This window comes from Caballeronia sp. SL2Y3 (assembly GCF_022879575.1).
Lineage (GTDB): Bacteria > Pseudomonadota > Gammaproteobacteria > Burkholderiales > Burkholderiaceae > Caballeronia.
In genome coordinates this window covers 116,825-138,245 of sequence record NZ_CP084263.1, presented here as the reverse complement: position 1 = coordinate 138,245, position 21,421 = coordinate 116,825, and the positions used below count along the sequence as shown (strand labels likewise).

Here is a 21,421-nt window from a genome sequence, read left to right as displayed (position 1 = left end):
CGGCGTCATCGAACCTATGCATGCGTGTCGATGCGCGTGTCGATGCGCGTGTCGATGCAGTCGGCATCACGCGCCGTCGCCCGACCAGAACGCGTTGCGGTCCAGATAGTTTTGCAGGAACTGAGTGAGGCGCGGGTTCTTCGACTCGCGAAACACCTGTCGCGGCGCGCCCGACACGGTGATACGGCCTGCATCGATGAAGGCGACCGTATCCGCCACTTGCGCGGCGAAGCCCATTTCATGCGTCACGACGGCCATCGTCATGCCGTCGCGCGCGAGCTGCTTCATCACCTGCAGCACTTCGCCGACGAGTTCGGGATCGAGCGCGGATGTGGGTTCGTCGAACAGCATGATGTGCGGCTCCATGGCGAGTGCGCGGGCAATCGCGACGCGCTGCTGCTGTCCACCCGACAGGCGCGACGGATACGCGTCCGCCTTGCCCGACAGACCGACCAGCTCCAGCATGCGGCCCGCCTGCGCGGCGGCCTTCGCCTTCGGAAAACCGCGAACGCGCTGCAACGCTTCCATGACGTTGCCGAGCACGGTCATATGCGGCCATAGGTTGAACTGCTGAAACACCATGCCGACATTGCGCCGCGTGTGTTGCAACTCGCTGGCGGTGGCGCGCACGCGCTTGCCGCCGCGCTCGGTATAGCCGAGCAATTGGCCTTCGATACGCACCTCGCCATGATCGTAGCTTTCGAGCCCGGCGAGACAGCGCAGCAGCGTGCTCTTGCCCGACCCCGACGGCCCGATGATGCACAGGACTTCGGACTTGCGGATGGTCAGATCGATGCCGCGAAGAATGTCGGTGGAAGCGAAGCGCTTGTACAAGCCCTTCGCGTCGACGAGCGGCTCGGCGGCTGCGCCGCTGAGAACAGGCGCGGGTTCGGCGATGATGAGCGTCATGAATTCCTCGATACCTTCAGGCGAGAAAGCGCGTCATGCGCTTTTCGGCCCAGTTACCCGCCGCGGTCGCCAGCTCGACGAGCAGCAGATAGCAGGCGCACAGCACGAGCAGCGTTTGAACATAGGCGAACGTCGCGGAGCCGATACCCGTCAGCACGAAGGTCAGCTCGGGCACGGTCACGACCGACAGCACGGCCGTTTCCTTGCTCAGCACGATGGTCATATTCGAAAGCGCGGGAAGAATCAGCGCCAGCATCTGCGGCAACTGAATGCGCCAGACCGCCTGCATGCGCGTGAGTCCGAGACACGCCGCCGCTTCGAGATGCCCCTTCGGCACCGACGCGAAGCCGCCGCGAAACACTTCGGCGAAGTATGCGCCGCCATACACGGTGAGAGCGAGGACGCCGGCCATCGCAGGCGTGAGCGTCAGTCCGAATGACGGGCCGCCGTAGTAGAGCAAAAAGAGTTGCACGAGAAACGGCGTGCCGCGAAACAGCTCGACATACACGCGCAGCAACGCTCGCACGAAGCGCCCGCCGAGTTGCTGCGTGAGCGCCACGACGAAGCCGAGCATCGCGCCCAGCAGCACGCTGACGAGCCACATCCACAGCGTGGTCGCGAAGCCCGCGCCGATCTGCGACAGGTTATGCGTGATGGCGGAGAGGTCGAAAGGAGGCACGGAACGAATCCTGTCGTCGATGTGGCGGTCAGGCTGCGAGACGCCGTTCGGCGGAATGCGCGACCCATGCCAGCCCGCCGCAGATGCAGAAATAGATCAGGCCGGCGGCGGCATATGCTTCCATCGGCTGATAGGTGCTGGCGGCGACGTTCTGCGCCGTGCGCGTGACTTCAGCGACACCCACCACCGAAATCAGCGACGACGCCTTGATGAGCAGCACCATTTCGTTGACGAGCGAGGGCAGCGTCGAGCGCACGACCTGCGGAATCTGGATGCGCACGAGCCGGTCGAACGGCGACAGGCCGAGCATGACCGCCGCTTCGTTCTGACCCGGCGGCAGACTGGCGAAGCCGCCCCGCAGAATTTCCGCGATATACGCCGCCGCGCATAACGACACCGCGCTGATGGCCGCGATCAACGGCGGCGCGTTGATGCCGATGAACGGCAGCAGGTAATACACGAGCAGCAGTTGCACGAGGAGGGGCACGCCGCGAAACACGCGCACGTACACGACCGCGGCGACATGCAACCCGTGCTTCGCGGAGAGATTCGCCGCACACACGGCCAGCGCAATGACGAAGCCGATGACCAGGCCCGCCGCCGATACCCCCAGCGTCGTCAGCGCCGCGTGCTGCAGCAGCGCAAGGGCTGTGGTGAAGGCCTCGATGCTGAACATGTCGCGCGCTTCAGTACGCGGGCGTGGGCATCGCGGCGGGCAGATCCACGGCCACGCCGAACCATTTCTTCTGCAGGCTCGCGAGCTCGCCGTTCTTGCCGAGCGTCGCGAGGGCATCGTTGAATGCGGCGTTGAGCGACTGACTGTCGGCGTCCTTGCGCATGCAATACGCGAAGTACACCGCCGAGCCGAACGGCGGCTGCACGACGGCGAAAACGTTCGGGCGTTGCTTCGCGACGTATGCGATGTTCGTCAGCGAGTTGGCGACCGCGTTCAGACGACCGGAAGCGAGGTCCGCATAGGCCTGATTGTTATCGACGTACTCGCGCACGGTGACGCCCGGCTTGAGCGTCTCTGCATAGGTCTTGAGTTGTGCGTTCTGTGCGCTGCTCTTCTGCGCGCCGACGGTCTTGCCCGCGATGTCCGCGCTCTTCGTGATACTCGCGTCGTTCGCGCGCTTAAGAAGGGCATCGGTGGCATCGGCGATAGGCGAAGTGAAGGCGTAGCGCTCCATGCGCGCCTTTGTGACGGTGAGCGGGCCCGCGACCATGTCGAACTTGCCCGCGTCCAGCCCCGGTAACACGCTGTCCCACGGCAGATCGATGAAGCGCACCTTCACGCCGATGATCTTGCCGACCGCGGCGAACAGGTCCTTGTTGAAGCCCGCCTGTTGACCGTTCTCGATGAAGTCGAACGGCGCGAACTGCATCTCGGTGCCGACGGCAAGTTCGCCCTGTTTCTTGACACGCGAAAGCAGGTCGTCCGCATGCGCGGACACGCTGCCTGCGGCGAACATGACTGCGAGGAGATAGCGTTTCCAGTGTTTGATCGCGTTCATCGATATGCCCTGTGAAGATGTTTCGCGCCGTCCTGCAGCGCCACGAGGCATAAGTTATCTCGCCGATTAACTCGGAAAAATATTGTTTATCGATGTAATGCAAAGGCATTGGCTATCGACGGGCGGATGGTGAGTCATCGATGTGCATGATGCGCCGGTGTGGCGACCCTTTGCACCAGTGCGGCGTCGATTACGATTGGTCCGCTCAGTTCGAGAGTTCGGTCCTGCGTTGATTGTTATTGACATAATATAAATTAGCGTCGCTCAGACTTATTGTCTGAACATTTGACTTCAAGCCGCTCGTGGCTGACGCCTCTCTGCATTCGCTCATGCACGACCCTGGCTCTGTTGAATATCTAGTCGTTTCCCGAGACGCTCCTGTTATCTGCAGCGTCCCAATCTACCATCGGTCCCGGTGTATCGAACTGGAATCGTGATCGCAATTCAGGATGGGCCATTCCTTGGTTCAATACAGCCATGCCGCCTATTTGCTGCAAGACTTCGTTAGTAATGGGCGAGGAATCCTCGTCATCCGCACCAAGCGGCAGGTTCATCGCAAAACCACGCGTTGTCTGTCGGTCAATCGCACTTCGGACTTCAGCAAATGGCACGGTGCATAACTGGAGTTGACGAGTGGTTTCGTTATAAAACACGATCGTGGCGCGGGGCAATTTGGACATCAGAATCCTCTACAGCGTTGATAGTTCAGAAACGCATGCTCCTTGCAAACGGCCAACGCGCGCAAGTTCTGCGTCATGGCTCCAACCGCATCGCATTGATCTAGCTCATACTCGTAAGTCGAGTAACACTCCGCTTCATCGAACTCACTGACACCTCGGTCGCATGCTTCTCATGTGCCCGCGTACCGAGAATTACGTTCTGCTAATCAATGCGAGGCCATCCATTGCGCTTGCTGCGCCGAATCGAAAGCGCAACCGCTCTCCACGAACTTTCCTGGACCCTCTTCAGAAACCATACTCGATGGCATATCGAGCTCGTTTCGATGCTGGGCTGTTAGCTCTGACTAAGGAATACGCAAAGTCCGAGATGTTGTCGGCGAACGAGAAGGAGGCCGCTGAGTCGCGTATGTGAAGGCGAAAGACCGTTAGTTGCCTCTCTTTGACTCGATCGTGTCGGCAGGCGCAACGGGTTCGGCTGGGTCCGGACAAACGCATGGAACTGCGCGCCAGGCACGAGCAAGCCGCGCAGATTAACCCACCAGGACATCGAGGCGACCCGGTTGGCGCTGCAGCAGCAGAAGCGCCGCGTGCAGTCGATCAAAAGCGAGGCAGCGGCCCACAACCGGTAGCGCGCCATGCTTCCGCGCCCTGCCCGTTCAGATGCCTTGCTTCAACGCTGCGTTGCGATTGCTCGCATATCTCAATCGGACACTTCTAATGAGTCAGACATCGGACATTTGTATTTGGCCGTGGCATTCCGCATGTAGCGTCTATGTCGCAATGTCGTGTTCTGGCTATTGACAGACGCTGGCGCCCGAAACGCCGCGCGCGACCACGCGACAAAGCCCCGCGCAACATGACCGCCGGGCTTCCCGATCGACCCGATTCACGCCGACCCCGCTCGCTCCACCGGACGCGGTTCCCTCAACTTGTTCGCCACGCGCGCGGCTTCGAAATACGATGCGTTCGGCGGACGCTTCAGATACTGCCCCGCGCCGCGCACCGCGCGCAGATCGCCATCGGTCCATGCAAGCGCGCCGCGCGTGAGCGTGTGCGTCGCCACGCCCTGCACCGTCATGCCCTCGAAGACATTGAAGTCCACTTGCTGATGATGCGTCTTCACCGAGATCGTGCGCGATGCCTGCGGATCCCAGACCACCAGGTCCGCGTCGGCCCCGACCTGCACCGCGCCCTTGCGCGGATACAGATTGAAAATCTGCGCCGCGTTCGTCGATGTCACGCGCACGAACTCGTTCGGTGTGAGACGCCCCATGTTCACGCCGTGATGCCACAGCACGGCCATGCGATCTTCCACGCCGCCGCAACCGTTCGGAATCTTGGTGAAGTCTTCGCGTCCCATCGCCTTCTGCGACGCGCAGAAAACGCAGTGATCCGTCGCCGTGGTATGCAACTGGCCCGATTGCAGCCCGCGCCACAACGCCTCGCGATGCTCGCTCGTGCGGAACGGCGGGCTCATCACGTGCGCAGCGGCGCGCGTCCAGTCTGGATCGCGGTACACGGATTCATCGATCACGAGATGGCCCGGCAGCACTTCGCCGAACACACGCAGGCCGTCGTTGCGCGCCTTCGCAATCACATCGACCGCATCTTTCGCCGACACGTGCACGATGTAAAGCGGCACGCCCAGCACCTGTGCAATGCGGATCGCGCGATTGGCCGCCTCGCCCTCCACTTCGGGCGGACGCGAGAGCGGATGCGCCTCCGGTCCCCTGAAGCCCTTCGCCAGCAACTGCTTCTGCAACTGGAAGACGAGTTCGCCATTCTCCGCATGCACGGTAGGCAGCGCGCCCAGTTCGAGCGAGCGCGTGAAGCTGTTCACCAGCACTTCGTCGTCGGCCATGATCGCGTTCTTGTAGGCCATGAAGTGCTTGAAGCTCGACACGCCGTGTTCGTGCACCAGCAGCCCCATGTCGCGATGCACGGAATCATCCCACCATGTCACGGCCACATGAAAGCCGTAATCCGCCGATGCCTTCTCCGCCCAGCCGCGCCATTCCCTGAACGCGTCCATGAGCGGCTGCTTCGGGCTCGGAATCACGAAGTCGATGATGCTCGTCGTGCCGCCCGACAATCCCGCCGCAGTGCCGCTGTAGAAGTCGTCGCTGGCGGTCGTGCCCATGAACGGCAGTTCCATGTGCGTATGCGGATCGATGCCGCCGGGCATCACGTACTGGCCGCCTGCATCGACGATCTGCGTGTCGGCGGGAACATCGAGGTCCTGGCCGATGGCGAGTATCGTGCCTCCTGACTGCGGATCGGCGCACAGCACATCGGCGCGATAAGTGCGGTCCGCGTCGATGACGGTGCCGCCGCGAATGAGAATAGGCATGTGTCGTCCTCCGTTGATTTTCAAGCACTCAGCATGTCGGCACGCGGGCTGCCGCGCAGTTTCATCCACGATCCATACACGAGCGCCGCCAGCACGAGGCCGACGAACCACGCATACGTGTAGACCGTGTTGAAGAACGCGGGCACGTTGGGAAAGGAAGCGGGGAATGCGGTGTGCAGGAACCCAGGCAGATTCGGCAAAACGCCGACGAGCAGCGCGACGACTGCGGCGATATTCCAGCCGCCGTGATACGAGTACTCGCCGTCTTCCTCGAACAACTCGCGATGATCGAGCCGCGTGCCGCGAATGAAGAAGTAATCGACCATCATGATGCCCGCCACCGGACCGAGCAACGCCGAGTAGCCGACGAGCCACGTGAAGATATAGCCTTGCGTGGTGGCGAGAATCTTCCACGGCATCATGACGATGGCGATGGTCGCCGTGATCATGCCGCCCGCGCGATACGAGATGCCCTTCGGCCATAGGCTCGAAAAGTCATAAGCGGGTCCGACGAGGTTGGCCGCGAGATTGCAGCACATCGTATCGAGCGTGAGAATGACGAGCGCGACGCCCACGCCGATGCCCGTCATGCGGCTCGTGAGATCGATCGGGTCCCAGATCGCCTTGCCGTAGATCACCACCGTCGCGGACGTCACGACCACGGAGATGACGGACAGCAGCGCCATCGGCAGCGGCAGGCCGATCGATTGCCCGACCATCTGATCGCGCTGCGTGCGTGCGAAGCGCGTGAAGTCGGGAATGTTGAGCGCGAGCGTCGCCCAGAAGCCGACCATTGCGGTGAGGCCGGGCCAGAACGTCGCCCAGAACATGCCCTCCTTCTTGCCGCCGGCGACGAACTGCGACGGAGCCGAGAGCATCGAACCGATGCCGCCCGCCTTCGAGGTCGCCCACCATACGAGCGCCACGCACATCACCACCTTGATCGGCGCTGACCAGCTTTCGAGCCAGCGGATCGAATCGGTGCCATGCCAGATGAAGTAGAGTTGCAGCGCCCAGAAGAACAGAAAGCAGCCGAGTTGCCCGACGGAGATGTCGATCAGCGGCAACGCCGCGCCGTGCAGCGCATTACCCGTGAGGATGTTCAGCAGCGTATAGATCGCGCTGCCGCCCAGCCAAGTCTGAATGCCGTACCAGCCGCACGCGACGATCGCGCGCAAGAGCGCCGGCAGCTTCGCGCCCTGTGTGCCGAAAGAGGAACGCACGAGCACCGCGTACGGAATGCCGTGCTTCGCGCCGGCATGGCCGATCAGAAGCATCGGCACCAGCACGATCACGTTGCCGAGCAGCACGGTCATCACGGCCTGCCACGGCGACATGCCCTGATCGGTGAGTCCCGCAGCCAGCATGTACGACGCGATGTTCATCACCATGCCGACCCACAACGCCGCGAAGTGATACCACTTCCACGTGCGTTGCGCCGGGCCGGTCGGCGCCAGATCGTCGTTGTAAAGGCTGCTCGCTTCGACGTTACGCGCGGTCTGATTCATCGGATGCACTCCGCTTAAGTGTTCGCCGCACCATCGCATCTTCGCGCGATGTGGCGCGGCGGGGGTCAATGACGAGCGCTGCGTGTGATTCAGGCCGCTTTCGCGGGCTCCTCGACGTTCTCGCGAGCCGGATTGTTCGGGTGCGTGGTCCAGTTCGCGTATTCGCCGGCATCGACGCGTTCCATCGTGATGCACTGCTCGACGGGACACACGTGCATGCACAGGTTGCAGCCGACGCATTGCGCATCCACTACTTCGAAGTGACGCTTGCCGTCCTTCTCCTTCAGGATTGCCTGATGCGAGGTGTCCTCGCACGCGATATGGCACAGTCCGCACTTGATGCACTTGTCCTGATCGATGCGCGCCTTGATGTCGTACTTGAGATTGAGGTACTTCCAGTCGGTGACGTTCTGCACGGCGCGGCCGCGAATGTCGTCGAGGCTCGCGTAGCCCTTCTCGTCCATCCAGTTCGAAAGGCCATCGGCCAGATCGGTGACGATGCGAAAGCCATAATGCATCGCCGCCGTGCACACCTGCACGCTGCCTGCGCCGAGCACCATGAACTCCGCCGCGTCGCGCCACGACGAAATGCCGCCGATGCCCGAGATCGGCAGATCCGGAGTCTCGGGATCGCGCCCGATTTCCGCGACCATGTTGAGCGCGATCGGCTTCACGGCCGGTCCGCAATAGCCGCCGTGCGTGCCCTTGCCGTCGACGGTCGGCATGGGCGCCATCTGGTCGAGGTCGACAGCGACGATCGAGTTGATCGTGTTGATGAGCGACACGCCGTCCGCGCCGCCCTTGAACGCGGCGCGCGAGCCCATGCGAATGTCGCTGATATTGGGCGTCAGCTTGACGAGGCACGGCAGTCTCGTGCCTTCCTTGACCCAGCGCGTCACCATCTCCACGTACTCGGGAACCTGTCCCACGGCTGCGCCCATTCCGCGTTCGCTCATGCCGTGCGGGCAGCCGAAGTTGAGTTCGACTGCATCCGCGCCGGTGTCCTCCACTTGCGTCAGGATCCACTTCCAGTCTTTCTCGTTGCACGGAACCATCAATGAAACGATCAATGCGCGATCAGGCCAGTCACGTTTCACTTGCTCGATCTCGCGAAGATTCACGTCGAGCGGCCGATCGGTGATCAACTCTATGTTGTTCAGGCCCGCCATGCGTTGCCCGTTCCATTGCACGGCGCCGTAGCGCGAGCTCACGTTCACCACATGCGGATCGAGCCCGAGCGTCTTCCACACGACGCCGCCCCAGCCCGCCTCGAACGCGCGGTTGACGTTGTAGGCCTTGTCGGTAGGCGGCGCCGAAGCGAGCCAGAAAGGATTCGGCGACGAGATGCCGGCGATGTTGCAGCGAAGATCGGCCATGTTCGTGTCTCCTCTTCGAATCAGGCGGCTTTGATTGCAGTCAGCTCGAACGACGCGTCGATCGACGCCGCCGCGAGCTTGCCGTCCTGCACGGCCTGCACGGTGAGATCGAGTCCTTCGTGGGTGGCGCAATCGCCGCCGGCCCACACTTTGGCGAGCGTCGTCTGACGATTTTCGTCGGTCACGATGCGCCCGCCGTCGAGCGTCAGCAGTTCGCGCCCGATGCCCACAGGCACGAGCGTCTGACCGATCGCCTTCAGGACCATGTCGGCTTCGATCACGAAGCGCTCGGCGTCGCGCTGGAACTCGACGCCTGTCACCTGACCGTTCTCGCCGATCAGACGCACGGGCTGCGCATGCGTGACGATGTGCACGCCATTGCTTTGCGCGAACTCGCGCTCGGCCCATGTCGCGCTCATGTTCTCGACGCCGCGCCGGTAAGCCATCGTCACGCTCGTCGCGCCGAGCTTGCGGCTCTGCACGCACGCATCGACGGCCGTGTTCCCGCCGCCGATCACGAGCACCCGACGGCCGACCGGCACGCTCGCGAGGTCATCGGCCTGACGCACTTGCTCGATGAAATCGACGGCGTTCACCACGCCGTTCAGCGACTCGCCTTCGAGCGCCAGTTCGCGCACGCCTGCGAGGCCCAACGCGATAAACACCGCGTCGTATTGCTTGCGCAACTCGTCGAGCGTGAAGTCGCGTCCGAGCGCCTGAGCGGTGCGGATCTCGATGCCGCCTATCGAATGAAGCCACTCGATCTCGCGCTGCGCGTAGTCGTCGACCGTCTTGTAGGCCGCGATGCCGTACTCGTTGAGACCGCCCGGCTTGTTGCGCGCATCGAAGATGACGGCGCGATGGCCCGCGAGCGCCAGTCGATAGGCGCACGCGAGCCCCGCCGGTCCCGCGCCCACAATCGCAATGCGCCTTTCGGTTTCCGGCGCGCGGCTGAACAACGCAACGTCATTCGACATCGCCCAGTCGGTCGCGTGACGTTGCAGCGCGCCGATCTGCACAGGCTCGTCGCCCGGATGATTGCGCACGCAACTTCCTTCGCAAAGAATCTCGGTTGGACACACGCGCGCGCACATGCCGCCGAGCGGATTGGCCGAGAGAATGTCGGTGGCCGCGCCCTTCAGATTGCCGTTGCCGATCTTGCGGATAAATCCCGGTATGTCGATGCGCGTCGGACACGCTTGCACGCATGGCGCGTCGTAGCAGTAGTGGCAGCGGCTCGCGGCGGCGGCCGCAGCGGTCGCGTCGAGCAGCGGCGCGACGTCCGAGAATTCGCACGCGAGATGTTCGTGCGTCTGACGATGGCTCGCGATATCGCCGATGGTCTTCATGGTCATGCGCGTTCCTTGTCGAAGGCGTGACGGTGCCTTCCGTCCGCAGGGCAAGCGGACGGCCGGAAATAATCAACGAGAAAAGGCGCGGCTCAGGGAGCCGGTTCGGACGCGCGTTCGAGCATCGCGTGCAGCAACACGTTCGCTCCCGCTTCGATCCACTCCTGCGTGGCGTCTTCTATTTCGTTATGACTGATGCCGTCGACGCACGGCACGAACACCATCGATGTAGGCGCCACCTGCGCGAGATAGCACGCATCATGGCCCGCGCCCGAGACCATATCGCGGTGCGAGTAGCCGAAGCGTTGCGCTGCCGCGCGCACCGATGCCACGCAGGCCGCATCGAACTTGACTGGTTCGTAGTAGAAGATCTGTTCGAGCTCGGTTTGCAAGCCGATCTCGCCGGCAATGCGCGCGACGCCTTCGCGCAAGGCGGCATCCATGCGCGCGAGCACGGCATCGTCGGGATGACGGAAATCGACGGTGAAGAACACGCGGCCGGGAATCACGTTGCGCGAGTTCGGATGTACCTGCATCATGCCGACCGTCGCGCACGCGAGCGGCGCATGGTCGAGACCGATGCGGTTGACGAGATCGACCACGCGCGAGGCGCCGAGCAGCGCGTCCTTGCGGCGCGGCATCGGCGTTGGGCCGGCGTGCGCTTCCTGTCCCGTCAGCGTGATTTCGTACCAGCGCTGGCCTTGCGCATCGGTGACGACGCCGATCGTCTTGTCTTCGGCTTCGAGGATCGGCCCCTGTTCGATATGCAGCTCGAATGCCGCATGCAGCTTGCGGCCGCCGCACGGAACATCGCCCGCATAGCCGATACGCCTGAGTTCCTCGCCGATGGTCTTGCCGTCGACGTCCTTGCGCGAAAGCCCGTAATCCAGCGAGAAAACGCCCGCGAACACGCCGGACGCGACCATCGCGGGCGCGAAACGCGAGCCCTCTTCGTTGGTCCAGATGACCACTTCGATCGGATGCTCGGTCTCGATGCCGCGATCGTTCAACGTGCGGATCACTTCCAGCCCGCCGAGCACGCCGTAGATGCCGTCGAAACGGCCGCCCGTAGGCTGGGAGTCAGCATGCGAGCCGGTCACGACCGGCAATGCATCGAGATTGCGGCCCGCCCGTCGCATGAACACGTTGCCCATCTGATCGACGTGCACCGTGCAGCCCTCCGCCTTCGCCCAACTGACGATGAGATCGCGACCCTCGCGATCGAGATCGGTGAGCGCGAGGCGGCAGACGCCGCCCTTCGGCGTCGCGCCGATCTTGGCCATCGTCATCAGGCTTTCCCACAACCGCGCGCCGTTCACGCGGATGGACGTATCGAGACCGGCCTCTGTGACTGCATCCGTTAGGACGTTCATGCGCCTCGCTCCTTGCGATGGGACTTCGTATGTGAGTGACCTCGGTTCGTGCGCGTCGAGCGCTTGCAGTGCGTGATCGCACCCGCGCGGTGCACGACTCTTCGTTCTACGATGGATCATGCAAAGAGCGCGCTTCGCCAATGACCGACGCGCTCCTCGAATCCTGTCCGGTTGGACAGGTTTTAGCCGATTAAAATAAGCAAATCAACGTATTTCGTGTGCGGGCAAACACGGAGACGGTAAAAGCGATAACCATGCCATTGCGTCGCAGCATCGCTGCATGCGAGGTTTGCCCATGCTTTCGACGCGATGCAGCGCGGCGTGCACGAACGGCGCGATTCAGGCACGATGCGGCACAGACGGCACCAGAGTGCGACGATGAGACACGACGAAGCCACGAACGGCATCACCGGAAACGAAGACGCGGCGCCACCCTTGCGGCGACGCCGCGCGCAGATTCGCGAAAGCAACGAAGTGCATCTGCTTGCGTGTGCGGAGGCGGTCTTCGCCGAGAAAGGATTAGAAGGCGCGAGCACGGCGATGATCGCCGAGCGCGCCGGATTGCCGAAGGCCAATCTGCATTACTACTTCCCGACGAAGCTCGCGCTCTATCGCCGCGTGCTGGAAGACATATTCGAGGACTGGCATCGCGCGGCGGATACCTTCGAGTGCAGCGACGACCCGGTGGAAGCGATAGGCGGTTATGTGCGCGCGAAAATGGAGTTGTCGAGAAGACGGCCGCTCGGCTCGAAGGTGTGGGCGAGCGAAATCATTCACGGCGCGCACCACATGCAGGACATCCTCAGCGAGCGCGTGAAGCCGTGGCTCGATACGCGCGTGACGGTCATCGAAAGCTGGATTGCGCGCGGCCTGCTCGCGCCGGTCGAAGCCGATACGTTCATGTTCATGATCTGGGCGATCACCCAGCATTACGCCGACTTCGATGCGCAGATTCGCGCGCTGAAAGGCAAGCGGGCGCTGACGCAAAAAGCCTTCGACGAACAGACCGAAGAAGTCGTGAGGCTCGTCATTCGCGCGTGTGGGGCAGTGTCGCCGCGGGCCGTGGGAGCATCGCGAACAGTGCACGCTTGATGTGACACGGTGGTCGCTCGAAAGCGGTTGTTCGTTCAACCGCTTGCACCGGATGAAGACGCCGACCATGTTCTGTGTCATGCGCTTTCTGCTGGGCGTGGCTGAAGCGCGGCGCTGCATCGTACCGATGGTCAACGCTCACCCAGCGACTCGCCGGGAAGCGCTTTATCGCGCGGCCCGTTTACAGGAGGGCGAGCACGGCCCCGAAAATAAGCGCGCCCGATACGCAGTAGATGCCGGCGTTCGTGCTATGCGTGACGTCCTTCAGCCAGCCGATGATCGACGCGCTCGCGAAGCCGGCCAGATTGCCGATGGAGCTGATCATGCCGATGGCTGCCGCTGCCGATCCGCCCGCGAGAATGGCGCTGGGATGGTCCAAAACACCGGCATGGTCGCGAGCATGCCGGCGGTCCCGACGGTGAGCGCGAGCATCGCGACGGGAACATTGCCCGTCATCTGCGTGCTGACGAAGAGCCCGATTCCCGCAAGCGCCGCAGGAATGGCGAAGTGCCAGCGACGCTCGCCCGTGCGGTCCGAACTGCGCGCGACGAAGAACATGCTCGCCACCGCGCACGCGTAGGGAACGGCCGTCAGCATCCCGACTTCGAGCGCGCTTTCTGCGCCCGTCGCTTTCACGAGAGTCGGCAAGCAGAAGCTGATGCCATAGAGTCCCACCATGCAGCAGAAGCAGATCGGAGCCATCTTCCAGATGCGCAGGTCGGCGCGGACGCCAGCGAGCGGGCCGTGGGTCTTGCCTGCATCGTCGCGCTGAATGTGCGCTTCCAGCACGCGCTTTTCGTCTTCGGTGAGCCACTTCGCCGCCCGGATGTCGTTCGGCAGGCAGGCCGGCGTGACGATGCCGAGTACCGCGGACGGGATCGCTTCGAGCAAGAAGAGCCACTGCCAGTTCGACCAGCCGCTTACGTCCCGGAACGTCGCCATAATCATGAACATGGCGTTCATGCGCGAGCGCCGCGCCGCCGGGAACCAGTACGTCAGATACAGCACGATGCCTGGAAAGAAGACGCGCATGAGTTCGGCGCCTCTCGCTCGCGACGCTGCGCCCCTCTGACGCCTGGAACCCCCGATTCAACATGCCGCCGGGTAAGAGGTATGCTCGACGATGCGGTATCCAACTTTCCACGACGAGATAATGAAATGCAGACGAAACCCGTGATGTCCATCGACGACGTGACCACCGTTCTCTCCGCTGCGCGGGCCGAGGCAGACAGGCAAAACTGGCCCGTCGCCATCGCAGTGGTCGACGACGGCGGACACTTGCTCGGCCTGTTGCGTCTCGACGGTTGCGCACCGATTGGCGCCGAGATTTCGATAGGCAAGGCGCGCACTGCAGCCTTGGGCCGCCGCGAATCCAAGGCGTACGAAGACATGGTCAACGGCGGACGCACCGCCTTTACGACCGCCCCTATCGTGACAGCTTTGGAGGGCGGCGTTCCCCTGTTATCGCAAGGTCATGTCGTCGGCGCAATCGGCGTCTCCGGGATGAAGCCGGCCGAAGACTCGTGCGTCGCGAAAGCCGGTGCCGCCGCGCTCGCGTAGATCGTCGGGTGCAGAAGCGCTTTATCGTTTATTCGGCCAAGATCACGACGAAAAAAGGCCCGCGCGGGGGGACGGGCGGGCCGAGATCCACGTCCGAGAGAGAGGGGAAGGACGCGGAGGAGACAGCCTATAGTTGCAATCGTCATACCTGAAACACTGGCTGCGGTCAGCCACGCGAAGGCGCTTAGTTGAGTGCCGAGAACTCGGCCCGCGCGCCGTTGAATTGAAGAATCGGCGGCGAATTGAGCGCCGCAAGGATCGAAGAAATTACAACGACGGTTGCTAGGCGGGGAAAGCGTGCGGGGCAACGAAAACGCAGGTGTCTCCAGCGACTGTTAAAATCGGCCCTTATATCTCAGGTATACGCACATGGGCTTTGAACAACTCGCCGCTTTGAAACAGCAGCTCGCGCAACAGGCAAAAAGTACCCGCACGCAGAAGCCTCCCAAGAAGCAGGCTACGCAGGCGGACCGGGCGCCGCGCAAGACCGCCGGTGCGCCGGTCGACGACGTCGTGTACACCATCGGGAAGCTGCAAAAGCGTTTTCCGAACGCCTTTCCGAAAAACCCCGCCCCCAAGGTGCCGCTAAAGGTAGGCATCCTCAAGGATCTTCTCGCTGAGAAAGCGGACCTTTCTCTTTCCGAGCAGGAGCTGAAGGACGCAATCAAGGTCTGGTGTCGTGGGAATCGGTACTGGAGCAGCCTTGTCGAAGGCGCGCCGAGAGTGGACCTGGCGGGTCAGCCGACCGGGCAAGTATCTTCCGCAGACGCGGGTCGCGCGCGCCAGTTGCAGGCGAGAAGGTCGGCACGCCCCACCCCGCCGGCTCCGAGTTCCGAAACTCCGGGCGCTTGAGGCCGGCTTCCCGGATTCAATGCATCCGCAAAGGCAAGGCCACGCGAATTTGAACGGCCGTGCGCGCCCGGCTTGAGGCAAGCAATCGAGGCAAGCAATCCAGCGCTTCCTCAAGAACCTGGGCAATCTCAGTCTGCGCCCGATTCAAGGACGACCACACTCCGGCGTTCGACGCGGCATGTGTCACGCTCAATCCGCGCTAACTCCTTGTCCGGCTCAATGTCCAACGGTGATTCGGCCCACGTATCGACAATGCGGTGCCAGCTTCCGCTGCCAAGGCCAGGAAGCGCGACGATACGCGCATCGTCATTCATGTTCAGCACGATATGCAGCATGGCTTCTTCCGCTGATTGACCCGCGAGCGTGAACGCGACGAGGCGCGCACCAGGGTCATGCCACGGCGGCTCGCCGAGCCGCTCGCCGTGCCAGGCGACGTCCGGTTCAGAGCCGCCCTTCGCGGGCCGGCCCGTAAGGAAACGACGACGGCGCAGGCTCGCGTGACGTTTGCGCAGCGCGATCATTTCCCGAACGAAGCGCGCCATGGCGAGCGCGTCGCTGGACATGCGCCAGTCCATCCATGAAAGCTCGTTGTTCTGGCAGAACGCGTTGTTGTTGCCGCGCTGGGTACGCAGCCTTTCGTCGCCTGCGAGAATCATGGGTACGCCCTGACTCAACAGCAGGATCGCCATGAAGTTGCGCGCCTGCGAGAGACGCAGACGCATGATCGAGCGATCTTGCGTCTCGCCTTCTGCGCCGCAGTTCCACGACAAGTTGTCGTTCGTGCCGTCGCGGTTGTCCTCGCCGTTCGCCTCGTTGTGCTTGGTGTCATAGCTCACCAGGTCGAGCAGGGTGAAGCCGTCGTGACACGTCACGAAGTTGATGCTGCTGGCAGGCAGCCGCCCATCAGCCTCATAGAGGTCCGCGCTTCCCGCCATGCATGTGCATACTTGCCCGACGAGGCCCGGATCGCCGCGCACGAAGCGTCGTATCACGTCACGGTAGCGTCCGTTCCACTCGGCCCACGCCATGCCGGGAAAAGCGCCGACGTGATAAAGACCCGCGGCGTCCCACGCTTCGGCAATCAAAGGCACACGCGAGAGCACTTCCGACGATTCGATCGCCCAAGGCAACGGCGGGTTGCTCAGCAGCGCGCCGCCCTCGCCGCGCGTGAAGACGCTCGCGAGATCGAACCGGAAACCATCCACGCCGAGGTCGCGCACCCAGTACTCGAGGCATCGCAAGATGAAGGCGGATACCAGCGGGTGATTGCAATTGATCGTGTTGCCGCAGCCCGTGTAATCGCGGTAACGCCCGGCATCGGTGGGATCGACGTGATAGAAGATCTCGTTGGCGAGCACCTTGAAGTTGATCACCGGCCCCGTTACGCCCGCCTCCGCCGTGTGATTGAACACCACGTCCAGCAATACGCGAATGCCCGCCGCGTGCATGGCGTCGATGAGCGCGCGAAATTCCTGCGGCGCCCGAGCCGGTTCCACGCAGTAGCCCGAGTGCGGACTATGGAAGCTGTGCGTGCTGTAACCCCAATAGTTGGTGAGTCCTCTCGCAGCCGCGGTGCGCGGGACGTCCTGCTCGTCGAAGGCCATCACGGGAAGCAGCTCGACGTGGGTGACACCAAGCTCCTTCAAATAAGGGATCTTCTCGATCAGCGCATCGAAGGTGCCGGGATTGCGGACATTGCTCGACGGATGCCGCGTAAAACCGGCTACGTGCAACTCGTAGATGACGGCGTCGTCGAGCGTGCGGACGTCATTGTCGTAGGTCGTCTCCAGCGGCTCCGTGACGATGGCCCTGATGCATGCGTTAGACGGTCCTTGCGCTTCGCTCGCCTGTTGCCGGTCCCAGAAGCGCTCGGTCACCGCGCGCGCGTTCGGATCGAGCAGTTCCTTGCGGCTGGCGGCTTCGTCGTCCATCTGCGGCATGCCGTGCGGACCGTGGGCACGCCACGTATAGCAACAGTGAACCGGAAGGTCTTCGACGAAGACATGCCAGAAGTAGAACGTTCTGTTTTCCTCGCGGACGAGCGGGATGATCTGAAACGGCTCGACGCTGTCCGTCGATGCGTAAAGACGCAGTTCCATGCCCGTCGCATGGCGGCAGAACACGCAGAAGTTGACGCCGCCCGGCGAGACGGTCGCGCCCATGGGAAAACGCGAACCCGGCTGCACGCGGTAGCGGCGTGCGCTTTCGATGTTAGCCTTGAGCAAGGTCGACTCTCACTGCCGCAGTATTCCAGATGCGCTCGCAGTATTCGCGGATCGCCCGGTCCGATGAGAACTTGCCCGACTGCGCCGTGTTCATGATCGACATGCGCGTCCATTGCCTCACGTCGCGCCATGCGTCGCTCACGCGCTCCTGGCAGGCAGCGTAATCCGCGAAGTCGGCCAGCACGAGGAAAGGATCGGACTGCATGAGGTTGTCGATCAGCGGCCGAAACACATTCGTATCGCCGCCCGAGAAGCGCCCTTGCGCGATCTGGTCCAGTGCGTCGCGCAACTCGTCGTTCGACTCCACGTATTCCGCAGGACGATAACCTGCGCGCTTTGTCTCCTCGACCTGCTGGGCGGTCAGCCCGAAAAGGAAGAAGTTGTCCGCGCCCGCCTCTTCGCGAATCTCCACGTTGGCCCCGTCGAGCGTGCCGATCGTCACCGCTCCGTTCATCATGAACTTCATGTTGCCGGTGCCCGACGCTTCTTTCCCCGCCGTGGATATCTGCTCCGACAGGTCGGCTGCCGGATAAATCCACTGGCCGTTCTTCACGTTGAAGTCGGGATAAAACACCACTTTCAACCGGTCCCTGATGGCGGCATCGTTGTTCACCACCTCCGCAATGCCCGTAATCAACCGGATAATGAGTTTGGCCATTGCGTAGCCCGGCGCGGCCTTGCCTCCGAAAACGAAGCAGCGCGGCGCGCAGGCAAGATCCGGGTTCGCGCATAACCGGCGGTACAAGCTGACGATGTAGAGCGCATTCAGATGCTGGCGCTTGTATTCGTGTATCCGCTTGACCTGTATGTCGAAGAGCGCGTCGGGATCGACCACGATGCCTGTTACGTCCCGGATGCGGTCGGCCAGCGCGCCTTTATTCATGCGCCGTATCAAACGCCATGCGCCATGGAATTCCGCATCGTCGGCGAGCGCCGCGAGTGCGTGAAGTCTCGACAGATCCGTGGTCCATCCGTCGCCGATGGTCGTATCCAGAAGACGCGCGAGACCGGGATTGCTCAGCAGCAGAAACCGGCGGGGAGTCACGCCGTTGGTCACGTTGAGGAAACGCTCCGGGAACATGTCGGCGAAGTCGCGCATCACGGTCTGTTTCAACAGTTCGAAATGCAGCGCGGCGACGCCGTTGACCGCATGGCTGCCGACCGTCGCGAGATGCGCCATGCGCACTTTCTTCTCGCCGGTTTCGTCGATCAGCGACATCCGCACAACGCGCGCTTCGTCGCCCGGAAAGGCGCGGCGCACATCGCTCAGGAAGCGGCTATTTATTTCATAAATGATTTCGAGCGCACGCGGCAGCATGCTCTGAAAAAGCGGTAAGCCCCACGTTTCCAGTGCTTCAGGCAACAAGGTATGGTTCGTATAGGCGAAGGTTCGCTGTGTGATGTCCCACGCCATATCCCACGCGAGCCCGTGCACGTCCAGCAGCAGACGCATCAACTCGGCCACCGCGATGGACGGGTGCGTATCGTTGAGTTGCGCGGCGAACAGATCGGGGAAATGCTCGATGGACGTGCCCTTGTATTCCATCAGCCACAGCATGTTCTGCAGCGAACAGGACACGAAGAAGTACTGCTGGGCGAGCCGAAGGCGCTTGCCTATTTCGGGCTCGTCGTTCGGATACAGTACCTTCGATATGGTTTCGGACAAGACCTTTTCCTGCACCGCCTCGTAATATTGGCCTGCATTGAAGTCTTCGAAATCGAATGACTCCACGGCCTCGCTCTTCCACAAGCGCAGCAGATTGCAGGTGCCTACGCGATAGCCTTGCACCGGGAAATCGCACGCAACGCCTTTCACTTGCCGCGCCGGTATCCAGGTGACGCGCAGACGGCCCTCGTCGTCGGTCCGCTGCGTGGTGTATCCGCCAAAGCCGACGTAGTGACACACGTCCGGTCGCACGATCTCCCATGGGTTGCCGTTCTGTAGCCACTTGTCGGTGACCTCGACTTGCCAGCCTCCCCGTATCTCCTGATCGAAGATGCCGAATTCATAGCGGATGCCGTACCCGAGCGCCGGTACCTCCAGCGTCGAAAGAGAATCCATGTAACACGCGGCCAGCCGGCCTAGTCCACCATTGCCGAGCCCAGGCTCCTCCTCGATGGCGAGCAGCGCATCGAGGTTCTGGCCGAGCGAAGTCATCGCCTCTCGCGCTTCGTCCTGCATGCCCAGACTCAGCAGGTTATTACCGAGCTGCGGACCGATGAGGAATTCCGCCGACAGGTAACAGGCTATCTTCACGTCTCTTGCGGCATAGATCTTCGTCGACGCGGCCCAGCGCGCCAGCATCCGGTCCCTGACGCTGAAGGCAAGCGCCATATACCAGTCTTGCGCGGTGGCAATGTCGGGATAGCGCGCTTGCCGGCAGATCAGATTCCTGACGACGTCATGCAGCAGGGGAGAGCCGGCAACGTCACTCGCTGCCGTCCGGATGCGGCAGGCTACATCTGCCACGGGAGCATTGTTCATCATCGCCTCCTCGCCTTGCATATCGTCGAAAGGACATGTGAAGAGACGCGGACTTCACGGCCTTTCCCCGCGCGTCGCATATGCCCGTGCCGTTCGTGGACACGCGCAGTTCGCGGCATTCACTCCAGCGTGAGCACGACGCGGCCGTCCACCTTCCCGCTTTTCAGATCGGCGATGACGGAATTGATGTTCTCCAGCCGCTCTCGACGAATGTGCGCGCGCACCTTGCCTTCGGCGGCGAAGTCGAGTGCTTCCTGAAGGTCGCGCCGCGTGCCGACGATAGAGCCGCGCACCGTGATGCCGTTCAGCACAGTCGAGAAGATGGGCAGCGGAAAGTCGCCCGGCGGCAGGCCGTTCAGCGAGACCGTGCCGCCCCGGCGCACCATGCCGAGCGCCTGCGCGAACGCGCCGCGCGACACGGCCGTGACCAGCACGCCATGCACCCCGCCGATCTCCTTCTGGATGACGGCGGCGGGATCGTCGACGGATGCATCGATTGCCAGCTTCGCCCCGAGATCGCGCGCGAGGGCGAGCTTGCCCGGTTCGACATCCACCGCGACCACATGCAGTCCCATCGCGATGGCGTATTGCACCGCCACGTGCCCGAGCCCGCCGATGCCGGAAATGGCGAGCCATTGTCCGGGCCGCGTGTCCGTCACGCGAATCCCCTTGTAGACGGTCACGCCCGCGCACAGGATCGGCGCGATCTGATCGAAGGCGACTTGCTTCGGCAGATGGCCGACATAGTTTGGATCGGCGAGCACGTATTCGGCATAGCCGCCGTTGACCGAGTAGCCCGTGTTCTTCTGCGCATGGCAAAGCGTTTCCCAGCCGGAGAGGCAATGCTCGCAATAACCGCACGCTGTATAAAGCCACGGCACGCCGACGCGGTCGCCTTCCTTCACGTGCGTGACGTCCGCTCCGGCGGCGGCGACGTAACCGACGCCTTCATGACCCGGAATGAACGGCAGCGCGGGCTTCACGGGCCAGTCGCCTTCGGCTGCGTGAATATCCGTATGACAGACACCGGACGCGGCGATCTTGACGAGTATCTCGTTGCGGCCCGGCGTCGGAACCGGCACTTCTTCGATGCACAAAGGTTCGCCGAACGCGTGAACGACAGCAGCTTTCATCGACCTGCTCATGAACCACTCCCCTGGACGGTGTGAGGCGACTCGTGCGACGAGGCACCGAATGAGCGGTCAGTATGCGCGGCTGAATCACGCGGCCTTTGACTCGCGTCAAGCGAAGCGCGGAACTGGATGACGGCGTGGCATTGCTGGTCGAATCCGGGGTGATTGGGTAGTGTGCTGCACGATGTGCAAAAACGCCGAGGCGTAAGTAGCGCAGAGGCGGGGGTGCCCGTGGTGTGAGTTGATTAATGTCCAGTTCGTCAACCTGCCCTCGGGAGAGCTACGCCATGGCCACGACCAAGCGTAGTACGAACACGAGACGGTCACCGCCTGCAT

General features: G+C 62.6%; 18 protein-coding genes. 3 read left to right on the top strand and 15 right to left on the bottom strand.

From position 1 onward, the window contains the following. Positions 1–66: 66 nt before the first annotated feature. From LDZ26_RS22955 to LDZ26_RS22910, 10 genes are all read right to left on the bottom strand, one after another. Positions 67–909, bottom strand: coding sequence for an amino acid ABC transporter ATP-binding protein (locus LDZ26_RS22955; protein WP_244851601.1), 843 nt, complete (start codon positions 907–909; stop codon positions 67–69). Positions 910–925: 16 nt separating this feature from the next. Beyond that, the gene (locus LDZ26_RS22950) at positions 926–1,588 is read right to left on the bottom strand and encodes an amino acid ABC transporter permease (RefSeq protein ID WP_244851600.1); all 663 of its coding nucleotides are present in this window, start codon (positions 1,586–1,588) and stop codon (positions 926–928) included. 28 nt (positions 1,589–1,616) lie between these two features. Then, complete coding sequence (locus LDZ26_RS22945) at positions 1,617–2,264, bottom strand: amino acid ABC transporter permease (protein WP_244851599.1); 648 nt, start codon at positions 2,262–2,264, stop codon at positions 1,617–1,619. Between the two features lie 10 nt (positions 2,265–2,274). Then, on the bottom strand, positions 2,275–3,102 hold the full coding sequence (locus LDZ26_RS22940; RefSeq protein ID WP_370650773.1) for a transporter substrate-binding domain-containing protein: 828 nt from the start codon (positions 3,100–3,102) through the stop codon (positions 2,275–2,277). Positions 3,103–3,458: 356 nt separating this feature from the next. Beyond that, on the bottom strand, positions 3,459–3,782 hold the full coding sequence (locus LDZ26_RS22935) for a hypothetical protein (protein ID WP_244851598.1): 324 nt from the start codon (positions 3,780–3,782) through the stop codon (positions 3,459–3,461). Positions 3,783–4,668: 886 nt separating this feature from the next. Then, positions 4,669–6,132: a dihydropyrimidinase gene (gene hydA, locus LDZ26_RS22930; RefSeq protein ID WP_244851597.1), complete on the bottom strand. Its 1,464-nt coding sequence runs from the start codon at positions 6,130–6,132 to the stop codon at positions 4,669–4,671. Positions 6,133–6,152: 20 nt separating this feature from the next. Next, complete coding sequence (locus LDZ26_RS22925; protein ID WP_244851596.1) at positions 6,153–7,640, bottom strand: NCS1 family nucleobase:cation symporter-1; 1,488 nt, start codon at positions 7,638–7,640, stop codon at positions 6,153–6,155. Positions 7,641–7,729: 89 nt separating this feature from the next. Further along, entirely contained in the window at positions 7,730–9,016 is a 1,287-nt protein-coding gene (gene preA, locus LDZ26_RS22920) for an NAD-dependent dihydropyrimidine dehydrogenase subunit PreA (RefSeq protein WP_244851595.1), read from the bottom strand. Positions 9,017–9,036: 20 nt separating this feature from the next. After that, positions 9,037–10,371, bottom strand: coding sequence for an NAD(P)-dependent oxidoreductase (locus LDZ26_RS22915; protein WP_244851594.1), 1,335 nt, complete (start codon positions 10,369–10,371; stop codon positions 9,037–9,039). 86 nt (positions 10,372–10,457) lie between these two features. Beyond that, the gene (locus LDZ26_RS22910) at positions 10,458–11,738 is read right to left on the bottom strand and encodes a Zn-dependent hydrolase (protein ID WP_244851593.1); all 1,281 of its coding nucleotides are present in this window, start codon (positions 11,736–11,738) and stop codon (positions 10,458–10,460) included. Between the two features lie 378 nt (positions 11,739–12,116). Between LDZ26_RS22910 and LDZ26_RS22905 the strand changes: the two genes are divergently transcribed. Further along, on the top strand, positions 12,117–12,830 hold the full coding sequence (locus LDZ26_RS22905; protein ID WP_244851592.1) for a TetR/AcrR family transcriptional regulator: 714 nt from the start codon (positions 12,117–12,119) through the stop codon (positions 12,828–12,830). 181 nt (positions 12,831–13,011) lie between these two features. Here the strand turns inward: LDZ26_RS22905 and LDZ26_RS22900 are convergent, their stop codons facing one another. Both LDZ26_RS22900 and LDZ26_RS22895 read right to left on the bottom strand, forming a co-directional pair. Next, a complete protein-coding gene (locus LDZ26_RS22900) occupies positions 13,012–13,155 on the bottom strand; it encodes a hypothetical protein (protein ID WP_244851591.1) in 144 nt (47 codons plus the stop codon). Continuing rightward, the gene (locus tag LDZ26_RS22895) at positions 13,152–13,862 is read right to left on the bottom strand and encodes an MFS transporter (protein ID WP_244851590.1); all 711 of its coding nucleotides are present in this window, start codon (positions 13,860–13,862) and stop codon (positions 13,152–13,154) included. The genes LDZ26_RS22900 and LDZ26_RS22895 overlap by 4 nt, the downstream gene beginning before the upstream one ends. A 126-nt stretch (positions 13,863–13,988) precedes the next feature. On the opposite strand from LDZ26_RS22895, the gene LDZ26_RS22890 reads away from it, so the two are divergent. Next, positions 13,989–14,390, top strand: coding sequence for a heme-binding protein (locus LDZ26_RS22890; protein WP_244851589.1), 402 nt, complete (start codon positions 13,989–13,991; stop codon positions 14,388–14,390). A gap of 369 nt (positions 14,391–14,759) precedes the next feature. Further along, positions 14,760–15,242 (top strand): ProQ/FinO family protein, encoded by a 483-nt coding sequence (locus LDZ26_RS22885; protein ID WP_244851588.1) that lies wholly within the window; start codon positions 14,760–14,762, stop codon positions 15,240–15,242. 128 nt (positions 15,243–15,370) lie between these two features. On the opposite strand, the gene LDZ26_RS22880 is transcribed toward LDZ26_RS22885, so the two are convergent. From LDZ26_RS22880 to adhP, 3 genes are all read right to left on the bottom strand, one after another. Next, the gene (locus tag LDZ26_RS22880) at positions 15,371–17,404 is read right to left on the bottom strand and encodes a glycogen-debranching protein (RefSeq protein WP_244851799.1); all 2,034 of its coding nucleotides are present in this window, start codon (positions 17,402–17,404) and stop codon (positions 15,371–15,373) included. A gap of 49 nt (positions 17,405–17,453) precedes the next feature. Continuing rightward, the gene (locus LDZ26_RS22875) at positions 17,454–19,952 is read right to left on the bottom strand and encodes a glycogen/starch/alpha-glucan phosphorylase (protein ID WP_244851587.1); all 2,499 of its coding nucleotides are present in this window, start codon (positions 19,950–19,952) and stop codon (positions 17,454–17,456) included. Positions 19,953–20,071: 119 nt separating this feature from the next. After that, positions 20,072–21,097: an alcohol dehydrogenase AdhP gene (adhP, locus tag LDZ26_RS22870; RefSeq protein ID WP_244851586.1), complete on the bottom strand. Its 1,026-nt coding sequence runs from the start codon at positions 21,095–21,097 to the stop codon at positions 20,072–20,074. Positions 21,098–21,421 lie beyond the last annotated feature (324 nt).